12 protein-coding genes are annotated in these 13,915 nt (G+C 60.2%); 10 read left to right on the top strand and 2 right to left on the bottom strand.

The genetic code is table 11. The features are described 5' to 3' along the window. Nucleotides 1-3 precede the first annotated feature (3 nt). The gene (locus DVA43_RS06320) at nucleotides 4-1,206 is read right to left on the bottom strand and encodes an MFS transporter (RefSeq protein ID WP_114314955.1); all 1,203 of its coding nucleotides are present in this window, start codon (nucleotides 1,204-1,206) and stop codon (nucleotides 4-6) included. A 349-nt stretch (nucleotides 1,207-1,555) separates the two neighbouring features. On the opposite strand from DVA43_RS06320, the gene DVA43_RS06315 reads away from it, so the two are divergent. After that, complete coding sequence (locus tag DVA43_RS06315; protein WP_114314954.1) at nucleotides 1,556-3,265, top strand: ABC-F family ATP-binding cassette domain-containing protein; 1,710 nt, start codon at nucleotides 1,556-1,558, stop codon at nucleotides 3,263-3,265. A 37-nt stretch (nucleotides 3,266-3,302) separates the two neighbouring features. Here the strand turns inward: DVA43_RS06315 and DVA43_RS06310 are convergent, their stop codons facing one another. Then, nucleotides 3,303-3,902, bottom strand: coding sequence for an inorganic diphosphatase (locus tag DVA43_RS06310; protein ID WP_103821972.1), 600 nt, complete (start codon nucleotides 3,900-3,902; stop codon nucleotides 3,303-3,305). 267 nt (nucleotides 3,903-4,169) lie between these two features. Here DVA43_RS06310 and adhP point away from each other — a divergent pair, with 267 nt between their 5' ends. From adhP to DVA43_RS06265, 9 genes are all read left to right on the top strand, one after another. After that, entirely contained in the window at nucleotides 4,170-5,180 is a 1,011-nt protein-coding gene (gene adhP, locus DVA43_RS06305; protein ID WP_103821973.1) for an alcohol dehydrogenase AdhP, read from the top strand. 155 nt (nucleotides 5,181-5,335) lie between these two features. Further along, nucleotides 5,336-6,955 carry a TIGR04028 family ABC transporter substrate-binding protein gene (locus tag DVA43_RS06300; RefSeq protein ID WP_114314953.1) on the top strand — a complete coding sequence of 540 codons (1,620 nt, stop codon included), beginning with the start codon at nucleotides 5,336-5,338 and terminating at the stop codon, nucleotides 6,953-6,955. Between the two features lie 10 nt (nucleotides 6,956-6,965). Beyond that, nucleotides 6,966-7,910, top strand: coding sequence for an ABC transporter permease (locus DVA43_RS06295; protein ID WP_114314952.1), 945 nt, complete (start codon nucleotides 6,966-6,968; stop codon nucleotides 7,908-7,910). Beyond that, entirely contained in the window at nucleotides 7,907-8,758 is an 852-nt protein-coding gene (locus DVA43_RS06290; protein ID WP_114314951.1) for an ABC transporter permease, read from the top strand. The genes DVA43_RS06295 and DVA43_RS06290 overlap by 4 nt, the downstream gene beginning before the upstream one ends. Continuing rightward, nucleotides 8,755-10,356 (top strand): ABC transporter ATP-binding protein, encoded by a 1,602-nt coding sequence (locus tag DVA43_RS06285; RefSeq protein ID WP_114314950.1) that lies wholly within the window; start codon nucleotides 8,755-8,757, stop codon nucleotides 10,354-10,356. Before DVA43_RS06290 ends, DVA43_RS06285 begins: the two co-directional genes overlap by 4 nt. Further along, a complete protein-coding gene (locus tag DVA43_RS06280; RefSeq protein ID WP_114314949.1) occupies nucleotides 10,353-11,342 on the top strand; it encodes a putative FMN-dependent luciferase-like monooxygenase in 990 nt (329 codons plus the stop codon). The genes DVA43_RS06285 and DVA43_RS06280 overlap by 4 nt, the downstream gene beginning before the upstream one ends. Before the next feature lie 9 nt (nucleotides 11,343-11,351). Further along, complete coding sequence (locus DVA43_RS06275; RefSeq protein WP_114314948.1) at nucleotides 11,352-12,443, top strand: alkylhydroperoxidase domain protein; 1,092 nt, start codon at nucleotides 11,352-11,354, stop codon at nucleotides 12,441-12,443. Between the two features lie 119 nt (nucleotides 12,444-12,562). After that, a complete protein-coding gene (locus DVA43_RS06270; RefSeq protein ID WP_114314947.1) occupies nucleotides 12,563-13,156 on the top strand; it encodes a TetR/AcrR family transcriptional regulator in 594 nt (197 codons plus the stop codon). 74 nt (nucleotides 13,157-13,230) lie between these two features. Next, the gene (locus DVA43_RS06265; RefSeq protein WP_114314946.1) at nucleotides 13,231-13,830 is read left to right on the top strand and encodes an NAD(P)H-dependent oxidoreductase; all 600 of its coding nucleotides are present in this window, start codon (nucleotides 13,231-13,233) and stop codon (nucleotides 13,828-13,830) included. Nucleotides 13,831-13,915 lie beyond the last annotated feature (85 nt).

The following is a 13,915-nucleotide window of genomic DNA, read 5'->3' as shown; positions in this document are numbered from 1 at the left end:
ACCTTACCTGCCCCGCGTCACCCACCAGAATACCAGCGCCAGCAAACTGACCATCGCCCCCAGCAAACACACTCCCTGCCAGCCAAAATGGGCCCAGGTGACGGTGGTGCCAATCGCCCCCAGCCCGCTGCCGACGGCGTAAAACAGCATATAGAGGCCAACCAGCCGACTGTGCGCCTCTGGCCGGGTGCGAAAAATCAGGCTCTGATTGGTAACGTGTAGCGCCTGACCGCCCAGATCCAGCAGCACGATGCCGATCACCAGCGCCCAGAGTGACATCTCCATCAGCGACAGCGGCCACCAGGCCAGCAGCAGCGCCAGAAGCGCCATCGCGCTGGTGCGTTGCGCCAGTCCCCGGTCGGCCCACTGCCCGGCCCGGGCGGCGGCAAGGGCACCAATCACCCCCACCAGCCCGAATGCGCCAATGGCTGTGTGGGAAAAGTGATAAGGCGCGGCGCTCAGGGGCAATACCAACGCGCTCCAGAAAATATTGAACGCCGCAAACATCAGCAGCGCCAGAATGCCCCTGACCTGTAAGACCTTTTCCTGACGAAGCAGCGTCACCATTGAGGCGAGCAAACGCGAATAGCTGAGCGTAGCATTAATCACTGGTATGGCAGGTAGCCCTCGCAACAGCGGGATCGCAATCATTAGCATGAGGAATGCGGCACAGAAATAGACTCCGCGCCAGCCTGCAAGGTCACTCACGCCCCCGGCAAAGACCCGCGCCAGCAGCAGCCCGATAAAGACCCCACCCTGCGCTGCCCCCACCACACGCCCCTGCTCATGAGGCGCAGCCGCGTTCGCCGCATAAGCGATCAACCCCTGGGTCATCGCCGTACCGAGCAGGCCAACGGCCAGCATCGCGGCCAGCAGCACAGGCGCGGTTCGCGCCATCCCCACCGCCACCAGCGCGGCCACCAGTGCCAGAAGTTGGATCGTCATCAGTCGACGACGATCCATCCTGTCACCCAGCGGCACCAGAAAGAGCAGCGCCAGCGCACAACCGGCCTGGGTGGCAGTGACAACGCCGCCGACCGCCGCCTGGTTGATAGCAAAATCCTGCGCCAGCGCATCCAGCAGCGGTTGCGCGTAATAGACATTCGCCACGCTCATTCCGCTGGCGATCGCAAAGAGCCAAACCAGGCTACGCGACAGACCCGCAGGTTTCGCCTCACCCGGCGATAACGCCATTTCCACTTTCATGCTCTCACACCCTCTGAATTGGTTTTAAAATAAAACCAAATAAAGGCTAGATGATGTGGTTTCAAAATGCAACCAACTAACATTCCTTGCTGAAAGGCACCTTCCCCGCTACACTCGCTTCATCCATCAACCCACTGAATAAAAAGGAGGCTAATTATGCTGTGCAATGAAATCTTTGATATTTCATTCCACCTTGGTGATCGCACCTGCTCAAGCGTTATCGGTTTCGTGCTGCGATAACTTCGGCTTGAGCGAAGACACCTAAGACATCCCTTCTCTCGGGCTTACCGGGTTATCGTCAGCGTTGATTGACGAGGCATTTTCATGCCTGTAACTCTTGAGTAAGCAAATGAGCACATTACTGACTGCACTTTCTCTCCGTGTTGATACCGCCTTTGACACGCTGTTTATCGATCTCACCTTTAGCCTGAAAAAAGGCGACCGCATTGGTCTGCTGGGCGATAACGGCTGCGGCAAAAGCACCCTGCTGAAGATCCTCGACGGCACCGAAACGCCGCTTTCCGGCACGGTGGCGCTGGCCGGACACTGCCTGATGGCGCGGGTGGAACAGCATCTTCCGGAGACGATCTATCCCTTAACCATGCTGGATGCGGTGCTGGCGCAACTGCCGGTAGCCGAGCGTGAAAGCCTGCGCTGGCGGGCAGAAACGCTGCTGGCGAGCATGGGCTTTACCCCGGACGATATGGCGTTACCCTCGGCGACCCTCAGCGGCGGCCAGCATACCCGTCTGCTGCTGTCGCGGGCGCTGATTAACGAGCCGGATCTGTTGCTGCTCGATGAACCCAGCAACCACCTGGATCTGCCTACGCTACTCTGGCTGGAACAGTTCCTACAGCGCTGGTCCGGCAGTTTTGTGCTGGTGTCTCACGACAGACAGCTCCTGGATGCCGTTACCAACGGCAGTTGGATCCTGCGCGACAAAACGCTGCACTACTTCGCCCTTCCCTGCACCCGCGCGCGTCAGGCGCTGGCAGAGAAAGACGAGAGCGACGCCCTACGCCATAAAGCGGAACAAAAGGAGATCGACCGGGTCACCGCCAGCGCGAAACGGCTGGCGACCTGGGGCAAGGTCTACGACAACGAAGATCTGGCCCGCAAAGCAAAACAGATGGAACGCCAGGTAGAGCGGCTGAAGGAGAGCCAGACGGCGTTAACCACCGGCACGCCATGGACTTTAACTCTGCGTGGCGATGCGCTGCGTACCGACCGGCTGCTGGAAGTTGACGCCCTCGACGTTCCGCCTGCCCCTGGCCTGCCGGCGTTATTCTCGGTAGAGAACGTCCGGCTCAAAAGCGGCGATCGGGTGGCGATTGTCGGACGCAACGGTTGTGGAAAATCGTCCCTGATGCGGCTGATCTGGCGGCAGTTTAATGCCGGGGAAACGCAGGACGGGCTGAAGATCCACCCGCGCGTGGCAATGGGCTATTACGACCAGACCCTGCATCAACTGGCGGATGACGCCACGCTGATTGACGCTCTGGAGCCCTTCGCACCGAACATCCAGGATCGCAAGATGGCGCTGATCTCCGCCGGATTCGCCTGGGCGCGCCACGGCCAAAAGGTCAGCACGCTCAGCGGCGGTGAGCGTTCGCGCCTGCTGTTTATTGGTCTGACGCTGGCCCGCTTTAGCCTGCTGATGCTTGATGAGCCGACCAACCATCTGGATATGGAAGGCAAAGAGGCGCTGGCCGAAACGCTACAACAGTTCGAGGGCGGCGTGCTGCTGGTCAGCCACGATCGGCAGTTAATCAGTCAGAGCTGTAACCGCTTCTGGCTGATTGAAAAAGGCCGACTCAGCGAATGGCACGATGCCGACGCGGTGTTTGCCCGGCTGCGGGAAGAGAGCGGATTACAAGCCCAACCGGTCCCCGCTACACCGTCCATCTGCCTGGCTGAACCCACTGACGATCTGTTAGAGCGGTTGATTACGCTGGAAAGACTGCTGGAAGAAGATCGGCTGCGTAAGCCTAAACATCAGAAGCCGCAGCTTCAGGCGCAGTGGCTGGAGGAGATTGCCGCGCTGACGGCGCAGCTGTAGGAGATCGCCCGGCGGGTAGCCGCCGCCGGGCAATTTTTTACTTCGGCTGACGGGTTTTCCAGGCATCCCATGCCTGTTTGATTTCCTGCTTCGCGGTGGCGGCATCGTTAAAGCCGTTCAGCTCCACCGACTTGCGCCCTTCCGGCAACTGCTTGTAGACGCGGAAGAAGGACTCCAGACGCTGCTGCTCTATCTTCGGCAGATCGCTCAGCTCTTTGATGTCGTCATAGGTCGGGTCAATTTTGCTGGCTGGTACCGCCACGATTTTGTCGTCTTTCTCGCCGCCATCGATCATCTTCAGCACGCCAATGGCGCGCAGTTTGATCAGGGTGCCCGGGGCCATCGGCGCGCGGGTGTAGAAAATCACATCCAGCGGATCGCCATCCCCCGCCAGCGACTGGGTCAGCGAGCCGTAGTTTGCCGGGTAAGCTACCGGCATCGACTGGAAGCGATCGGCCACGATAAAGCCGGTTTTGGCGTCGGTTTCATACTTAATGATCCCGCCCGCCGGAATTTCGGTGACGGCGTAGAACTCTTCCGGGTTGTTGTCAGGCTGAGGGAACTCGAGGATGTTTTGCGCCTGTACGGAAGCGGACAAAAGAACGCTCACTGCGAGAAGTTTTTTTACCAGATGCATTGTCTTTTTAACTCTTCGGTTATTGAGAAGACAACACCTTACGGTCTGGTTATGTCAGAAACATTACACATTTACTGCAGAAATAATAACCACTCTATTATTGAGCTCATTACTCATTTTGCGCGACCCTGGCCGCAAAAAAGCAATTAAATTATTACATTATGTTGCTACGGCCTTGTCACAATCATTAAATAACCTAATCCTTAATGGGTATTTCGTCCTGTCGAACCTGCCCCGCAGATCCGCAATATGAAAATGGATAAACATATGAAAGCTGCTGTCGTGACCAAAGACCATCAGGTAGAAGTGACCGAGAAAACCCTGCGCCCGCTGAAACACGGGGAAGCGCTGCTTAAGATGGATTGCTGTGGCGTCTGCCATACCGATCTTCACGTCAAAAACGGTGATTTTGGCGATAAGACCGGGGTGATCCTCGGCCATGAAGGCATCGGTGTCGTCAAGGAGGTTGGCCCTGGTGTCACCTCGCTGAAACCAGGAGATCGCGCCAGCGTGGCGTGGTTCTTCGAAGGCTGCGGCCACTGCGAATACTGTAACTCCGGTAACGAAACCCTGTGCCGTAACGTGAAGAACGCGGGCTACTCTGTGGACGGTGGGATGGCGGAAGAGTGCATCGTCACTGCCGATTATGCGGTAAAAGTGCCGGACGGCCTGGATTCCGCCGCCGCCAGCAGTATCACCTGCGCCGGGGTAACGACCTATAAAGCGGTAAAAGTCTCTGAGATTAAGCCTGGTCAGTGGATCGCTATCTATGGCCTCGGCGGGCTGGGGAACCTTGCACTGCAGTACGCCAAAAACGTGTTCAACGCCAAAGTGATTGCGGTTGATATCAATGATGAACAGCTGAAACTGGCCGAGAGCATGGGGGCCGATCTGGTGGTCAACTCGCGTAATGAAGATGCCGCTAAATTCATCCAGGAAAAGACCGGCGGCGCACACGCTGCGGTGGTAACGGCCGTGGCGAAAGTGGCCTTTAACTCTGCGGTAGATGCCGTTCGCGCCGGTGGCCGTGTGGTCGCCGTGGGCCTGCCGCCGGAAGCGATGAGCCTTGATATTCCACGTCTGGTGCTGGATGGCATTCAGGTGGTGGGCTCGCTGGTGGGCACCCGTCAGGATCTGACCGAAGCCTTCCAGTTCGCCGCCGAAGGCAAAGTGGTGCCGAAAGTGGCGCTGCGTCCGCTGGGGGATATCAACGCCATCTTTAAAGAGATGGAGCAAGGCCAGATCCGTGGCCGTATGGTGATTGATTTCCGTTCATAAGCAGGCTGCTCTGCCCCGTTAACCGCGCCCCTCCCGGCGCGGTTTTTTTATTGCCACTTTCCGCAAATCCTTAGCTCAATTCCTTTGTTCCTTTCTTTTCTGCCCCGTCCGAAGATGCATTCGACGCTAACAAGAAGATAACAAAGGAATACACCATGCAAACCCCATTTCGCCTTCCGTTGCTGACGGCGCTCATTCTTGCGACAACAGCTGCGTATGCTGCTGACACGCCGGTTAAAGGCGGCACGCTGGTCTATCTCGAGCAACAGGCTCACACCAACCTCTATCCTCCGGCGGGCGGGTTTTACCCCAACGGTGGGATCCTGAATCAGATCACCGACAAGCTCACCTGGCGGAACCCGAAGACCCTGGAAGTGGAGCCGTGGATTGCCGAAAGCTGGAGCACCAACGCGGATAAAACCGAATACACCTTTAAGATCCGTCCTGGGGTGACCTTCTCGGACGGCACGCCGCTGGACGCTAACGCGGTAGCGAAGAACTTCGATACCTACGGCAAAGGCAACAAGGCCCAGCGCCTGCCGGTGTCGGAAGTGATCAACAATTACGACCGCAGCGAAGTGATTGACCCCCAGACCGTCAGGTTTTACTTCAAAAAACCGTCACCGGGCTTTTTACAAGGAACTGCCACCATAGGATCGGGTCTGGTCTCCCTGAGCACGTTACAACGTAACTTTGAGGAGCTGGGCGATGCCCGCCATATCATCGGCTCTGGTCCATTTGTGGTGAAAGACGAAAAGCTGGGCCGCGAAGTTAACCTTCAGGCGCGGAAAGACTACGCCTGGGGGCCGAAAAACCTCGCCCAACAGGGCCCGGCGAACCTCGATGGCATTACCTACCTGGTAACCCCGGAAGACAGCGTTCGCGTCGGCGCGCTGCTTGCCGGACAAGCCGACTTTATCCGCCAGGTGCAGGCCTATGACGAAAAACAGGCCACCGAACAGGGGTATCAGATTTACGCCGCCCCGACCCGGGGCGTGAACGACAGTATCAGCTTCCGCCCGGATAACCCGCTGGTGGCCGACGTGCGCGTACGCCAGGCGCTGCTGCACGCCACCAATGCGAAGCAGGTGGTCGAGACCCTCTTCTCGCCTAACTATCCGCAGGCCAAATCGGTGATTGCCGATTCTGCCGCAGGCTATGTCGATCTCAGCGACAAGCTGACCTTCGACCCGGCCAAAGCCAGCCGCCTGCTGGACGAGGCGGGCTGGAAAGCGGGCAGCGATGGCATCCGCGCCAAAGAGGGCCAGCGTCTGGCCCTGACCATCTACGAATCCCTGCCGCAGCCGCAGAATAAAGAGGTGTTGCAGCTGGTGGCCCAGCAGTGGCGCCAGGTGGGCGTGGCCCTCAACGTGAAGGCGGGTGATGCCGGAAGCCACGTCCTCGATAACCTTGACCCGCTGAAGACCCCGCTCACCGTCTCGGAAGTGGGACGCGCCGACCCGGACGTAGTGAAAAGCATGTTCTATCCCAACAACCGCGACGCCCTGCTGCAAAAAGGCGGCTCCAGCGACAAGGTCAACAGCTTCCGCGACGACAAGCTCAACGACCTGCTGGTCAGCATCTCGTCCGAAGTGGATCCGCAGAAACGGTTGCAGCTCACCGGCGATGCCCAGCGCTATCTGCTGGATAACGCCTATGTAATCCCGATCTTTGAAGAGCCCCAGGTCTTTGCCGGTGCCCCCTGGCTGAAAGGGGTGAGTTTTGAAGCGGTCGGTCGTCCGTCGTTCTACGGCGCGTGGCTCGAGAAACACTAAGGAGGCGACGATGAGCCACTATCTGCTGCGACGGGCCGGGCTGGGAGTGCTGGTACTATGGGCGGCGTTCACCCTGTCGTTCGTGCTGCTCCAGGTCCTGCCGGGGGATGCGGTGCTGATTAAGTTCCAGAATCCGGACCTGGGTCTGAGCCCGGCGCAAATCGAAGAGATGCGGATCGCGTACGGGGCCGACAGTCCCCTGTGGCAGCAGTATCTGCATACCCTTGGGGCGATGCTGCGTGGTGATTTTGGCTTCTCGGTGCAGGCGGGCGTGGCGGTGAGTGAGCTGATCGCCACCAACCTGCCGGATACCCTGAGTCTGGCGTTGCCCGCCTTTGCGCTGGCGGTGGTGCTGGCCTTCTCCCTGGCGCTGGCCTCGCGTCTGCCGGGGCTGCGCTGGCTGAGCAACGCCATTCAGTCTCTGCCGGTGCTGTTTATCTCCCTACCGACCTTCTGGCTGGGGATTGCCCTGATTCAGCTGTTCTCGTTCCAGCTGCGGCTGATCCCGGTGATTAATCCGACGCCTCTGCAGGGGCTGATCCTGCCGATTATCGCCGTCGCCGTTCCCATCTCCGCCCCGCTGGCGCAGATCCTGATGCGCAGCCTGGATCAGGTGGCCGCCCAGCCCTTTGTCGCGGTAGCGCGAGCCAAAGGGCTGAGCGAAACCGCCGTTCTCTGGCGGCACGTTACCAGCAATGCCCTGCTGCCGGTGCTGAACATCGCCGGGCTGCTGCTGGGCGAGCTGATTGCCGGGGCGCTGATCACCGAAACCGTGTTTGGCCGCAGCGGTCTGGGGTTACTGACCCAGCAGGCGGTCAATAACCAGGATATCGCGGTACTACAGGCGGTGGTGATGATTTCGGCCCTCGGCTTTGTAGTGATTAACCTGCTGGTGGATCTGCTGATGCCGCTGTTCGATCCCCGCCTGCAAACCGTGACCGGAGGTGCTGCATGAGCCTTGTTGATTATGCGGCGGCGGCGCGCAAACGCATTCCCGCCTGGCGCGGTTTGAGCTGGCAGCCGGGACTCTGGTTTGCCTGGGCCATTGTTGCCGCGGCCGCGCTGGCGGCCATCGCGCCGGGGCTGTTTACCTCTTTCAGCCCGATTGAAGGCATTGCCGGCGCGCAGCGTCTGGCACCTCAGGCAGGCTACTGGCTCGGCACCGACCAGTTGGGACGCGATCTGTATACCCGCATCGTCTATGGTGCTTCGCACTCCCTGAGCGCTGCACTGGTGGCGGTGGCGATGGGGCTGTTTATTGGCACCGCTATCGGTGTCATTGCCGGAGCTTTTGCCGGACGGGTGGAGTCGGTATTGATGCGCCTGGTGGACGTGCTGCTTGCCATCCCGTCTCTGCTGCTTTCGCTGACGGTGATTATTCTTCTGGGCTTTGGGACCCTGAATGCCGCCATTGCCGTTGGGGTGGCGTCGATCGCCAGCTTTGCCCGCCTGGCGCGCGGTGAAGTGGTGCGCATCCGCCACACCGATTATGTCGAAGCGGCGTTTGGCAGCGGCGGGACCTTCTGGACCGTGCTGTGGCGCCACATACTGCCCAACTCCCTGACCGCGGTGCTGGCCTTTGCCACCCTGCAGTTTGGTCAGGCGATTCTGGCCCTCTCCACCCTCAGCTTCCTCGGCTACGGCACCCCGCCGCCGATCCCGGAATGGGGCTTGCTGATTGCTGAGGGCCGGAACTATCTCTCAACCGCCTGGTGGTTAACCACCTTCCCCGGCCTGGTGGTGATCGCCGTAGTGCTGGCGACCAACCGTATCAGCCGTCAGTTAAGCGGAGGCCGCTCATGACCGTGTTATCTGTGGAAAACCTGACCCTCAGCTACCGCACCGGTCGCGAGTGGCGCGAAGTGGTGCATAACGTCAGCTTTACCCTCGGACGCGGGGAGATGCTGGCCTTTGTCGGCGAGTCCGGCTCCGGGAAAACCACCACCGCGCAGGCGATCATCGGCCTGCTGGCGGACAATGCCCGCCGTGACGCTGGTAGCATCCGTCTGAACGGCGAAGATCTCAGCCAGTGGTCAGCTAAACGGCTCGACAGCCTGCGCGGGGCGCGCATCAGCCTGGTGCCGCAGGATCCGGGTAATTCCCTGAACCCGGTGAAGACCGTTGGTGCCCAGGTGGGGGAAATCCTGCGTCTGCATCATAAGATGAGTAAGGCCGAGTGCGATAGCCAGGTGCTGGCCCTGCTGACCAAAGTCGGCCTCAGTCACCCGGAGCAGCGGATGAAGCAGTTTCCCCATCAGCTCTCCGGCGGCATGAAGCAGCGGGTGCTGATCGCTATCGCCATCGCCCTGCGCCCGGACATCATCATTGCCGATGAACCCACCAGCGCGCTGGACGTGACGGTGCAAAAACGCATTCTCGATCTGCTGGACCTGCTGCGCCGCGAATGCGGCACGGCGGTGCTGTTCGTCACCCACGATCTGGCCCTGGCGGCCCAGCGTGCCGACCGGCTGCTGGTGTTCCGCAACGGCGAGGTGCAGGAGCATGGCGCTACCGCCGACGTGGTGCGCGCCCCGCAGCACGCCTACACCCGCCAGCTGCTAAGCGATCTGAACGGACAGCGGCTGACCATCGCCCCGGTAGCGGGTCGCCCACTGGCTTCACCGGCTATTCAGGCTACCGGGATCAGTAAACGCTTTGCGCTGGGCAAAGGTCATCAGCTTCAGGCGCTGGACGCGGTGAGCTTTGCCGTGCCGCGCGGTAGCACCCACGCGCTGGTTGGGGAATCGGGCTCGGGTAAAACCACCCTTGCCAGGATCCTGCTGGGCTTTGAGCAGGCCGACAGCGGTAAAGTGATTATCGATAATATGGATGCCACCACCCTCAGCCACGAGGCGCGTCGTCAGCTGCGACAGAAGATCCAGTTCGTCTACCAGAACCCTTTTGCCTCGCTGGATCCGCGTCAGACGCTGTTTGAAATCATCGAAGAGCCGCTGAAAAATTTCGCTCCGGTCAGCAAAGCCGAGCGCGCCGCCCGGGTGGAGAGCGTCACCCGGCGGGTGGCCTTGCCGCCGGAGCTGTTAACCCGCACCGCGCGGGAACTCTCAGGTGGGCAACGCCAGCGTGTGGCCATTGCCCGGGCCCTGATCCTTGAGCCGACCATTCTGGTACTGGATGAAGCCACCTCGGCGCTGGACGTCACCGTGCAGGCGCAGATCCTCGCCCTGCTCCAGCAGCTGCAACAGCAGCTGGGCCTGACCTATCTGTTTATTACCCACGACCTCGCGACCGTGCGGCGCATTGCCCACAGCGTCACCGTGTTGCGCAGCGGTCAGGTTGTTGAGCACGGCGCAGTTGAGTCGCTGTTTGCCGCACCGCAGAACGACTACACCCGCGAGCTGATCGACGCCATTCCCCATTTTTCACAGAAGGAGTACGCATGACGCGTAAACGCCTGGGTTTCTTCACCCGCCTGCTGGACGCTGCCCCAGCCAAAGAACGCTATCGCCTGGCGACAGAGCAGATCCGCCATGCTGAACGCTACGGTTTTGATACCGCGTGGATCGCCCAGCACCACTTCCATGAACATGAGGGCGGCCTGCCCTCGCCGCTGGTGTTCCTCGCCCAGGTTGCGGCGTTCACCAGCCGCATTCGTCTGGGCACCGCCATTATCACCCTGCCGCTGGAGAACCCGCTGCGGGTAGCGGAAGACGCGGCGGTGCTGGATCTGCTGTCTGACGGACGGCTCGAGGTCGGGTTTGGCTCCGGCGGCACGCCGACCTCGTTTCTGCCGTTCGGGCTGACCATCAACGAACGGGCGGCGACCTTTGCAGATCACCTGCATCTGATCCAGAGCGCCTGGCGCGGGGATTCCCTGACTCATCCCGATAATCATCTCTATCCGCCCGCGCCCGGCCTGACGGAGCGGGTGTGGATCGCCACCTTTTCGGTGGAGGGGGCGGTGCGTGCCGCACAGCAGGGTCACGGCCTGATGCTCTCCCGCACCCAGCCGCGCCCGGCGGACAATCTGTTGTTGCCGCTGGATGCGATCCAGAACCCGATTATCGACGCCTACCTCGACGCGCTGCCGTCCGGCGTTTCCCCGCGTATTCTGGCCTCGCGCACCGCATTTGTTGCCGACAGCGATGCGTACGCGCTAAAGATTGCCGAACCAGGCCTGACCCGTCAGGCGCAGCAGCATCAGGCCGCCGGGCACGCCCTTGCAGGTGACACTGTCACGGATTATATCCGCCAGTTTGATGCGCACATCGGCGCGCCGCAGACGGTGCTCGCCTCGCTGGCTGAGGATTCGGTGCTGGCGCGCGCCACCGACATTTCATTCCAGGTGCATTCGGTTGAGCCGTCGCATCAGGACACCTTACGTTCGATTGAGTTAATCGCAGAGCAGATCGCCCCTCATCTTTTATAAGGAGTCACTATGGCTTTAAGTCAGGATATTCTCGCCGAACTGGCGGAGATTGCCCCGGGTTCCGCGCTGGAACAGGCACGACTCACTCGCGAGGCGGCCACGCGTCATGCTCAGGGGAGCTACGAAACCTTATTCAGTCAGCAGGATGCCGACTTTACGCTGGACGAACGCTTTGCGGTAGCGGCAAAAGTGGCGAAATGGCACAACGCCGACGCGCTGGCGGCCCACTACGCCGGGTTTGGCCTGGCCGATCCGACCTCCGTGCGCCTCACTTCCGCCCTGACCTTCGCCCGTCTGCTGACCTTCTCTCCGGTCCAGGCCACCCCGGGGGCGATCAATGCGCTCACCCTGGCAGGCTGGAGCAAAGAAGGGATTGTCACCCTGGCGCAGCTGATCGCCTTTGTCAGCTTCCAGAGCCGCCTGATCGTTGGGCTGCGGCTGCTTAATGACAAACCGGTAGCGGCCAGCGAGGCCCCTGTTGTGGCAGGTCACTGGCACACGGTGCCGCTCACTAAAAACGGCAAAGCCGCACCGGTGGTCTTTACCCAGCAAGAGCTGGGCTGGGAACCGTGGCTGGCACCCAAACCCCTGGCGGAATTCAGTGCCGACGAGCAGGCGCTCCTCGCTAAATTCGGCCATACCGATTCCGACTATTTCCGCCTGCTGGGGCGCAACCTGCCGGTGCTGGAACAACGAACGCTCACCGATAAAGGGATTTTTTATACCTCCGGCGGCCTGTCGCGGGCGGAGCGAGAGCTGGCTGCGGCGGTGACCAGCAAGGTAAACGGCTGCATTTACTGCGCCTCTGTCCATGCGCGGAAAGCCAGCCAGCTGTCGAAGGATGATGATGCAGTGGAAAGAGTGCTGGCAGTCGAGCCGGGGCAATCGCTGAGCAGCGGGCAGTCACCGCGCTGGCAGGCGGGGATCGATTTTGCCGCCGCGCTGTCGGTCACACCACCCTCAGTGACGCCGGGGCATCTGGCAGCGCTGGAACGTCAGGGGCTGGATACCCTGGCCCAGCTGGATCTGGTGCAGTCTGCCGCGTTCTTCGCCTGGGCGAACCGTTTGATGTTAACCCTGGGTGAACCGTCGCTACCCTAAGCGCGGATCAGGCTCCCGCTACGGGAGCCTTTGGTGCCGTGGCGGTATATCTACAAAGCATACAGCCTCGCGAATAAACCATGTAAACTACCTTTAGTAGACACTGGCGCGAGGGCAATATGGTCGTTAAACGGTTAAGAAAAGAGGATCGACGGGTACAGTTGCTGGAGGTGGCTCGTGGGATCGTACGCCAGCAAGGCACCGAGGCACTGACGCTGGGCTATCTGGCCGAGCGGGCAAACGTCACCAAGCCCATTCCCTACGATCACTTCGGCGATCGTGAAGGGTTGTTGATGGCGCTGTATCAGGATTACAGCGATCGGCAGCTAAACAAATTCCGTGAAACGCTGAATGTCGATAACAAAACGCTGGATAACACCGTCCGCTTTTTTAGTGCCGCCTATATTGATTGCGCCATCAGCGCCGGGCCAGAGACAGGGCCTATCGCTGCGGCCCTGTCCGGCTCCCGGGCGCTGCAGACATTCCGGGAAGCCTGCGTTGCCGAATGTGCAGACTGCCTGCGCACGGCGCTCTCCCCCTATATCACCCTGAAAGGAGTGCAGGGAGAAGCGGCGCTGACGGCCATTATTGGTGCGGCGGAGGCGCTTAGCACCGCTGCCAGCAACGGCGTACTTGCCCGAAACGTCGCGGAAGATATGCTCTGCGGCGCGATGTTTGGCGTACTGAACACCTGTGCCGACAGCACAAAATGAGTGGTGCCGACGGATTGACACTTAAGTTACCAATAGTAATATAAGTGGCAGGTTAACTTGCTGCTGAGGTGGTTATGTCTGTAACACATGTCATAGATAATGCGCTGATCGTGACGGCTCACCCTGTCGAAAATTCGTTATCCCACACACTGGCGGCGCGAATTGCCGCGCGCTTACGTGAACAAGGCACGCAGGTTGAGATTGCCGATCTCCACGCTGAAGCCTTTACACCGGCAATGCTGCGTCCCGATCTTGCCCTGTATCACGGGGAGGCCAGCGCCCCTCCTGCCGATATCCGGCGTGAACAACAGCGCGTGGAACGGGCAGATATGCTGGTGTTTGTCTTCCCGATCTACTGGTGGTCCGTTCCGGGTCTGCTGAAAGGCTGGTTTGATCGGGTGCTCACCCTGAACTGGGCGTACAAGGTGGCGGAAGATGGTCGGATTGTGGGTAACTTACGCGATGTACCGGTACGCCTTGTCGCGACGGCGGGCAGCGATCTCAAGGGCTTTGATAAACACGGCTATTCGACGGCGATACGAACCCAGTTAGTTGACGGCGTTTTCGGCTTTTGCGGCCTGAAGAATGTCACGCTGGATATTCTTTATCAGGCCGATACCGCCTCGCCGGAGCAAGTTGAAGATTTCCTGAAAAACCTCGAAAGCGTGATGTGAGTGCTTTTTGCCCGGCGGCGCTTCGCTTGCACGGGCCTACGAGATTTGTAGGCCTGGTAAGCGCAGCGCCACCCGGCATTTCACG

The sequence above is a fragment of the Leclercia sp. W6 genome (assembly GCF_003336345.1).
Taxonomy (GTDB): Bacteria; Pseudomonadota; Gammaproteobacteria; order Enterobacterales; family Enterobacteriaceae; genus Enterobacter.
This window is presented reverse-complemented; position numbering and strand designations above follow the sequence as displayed.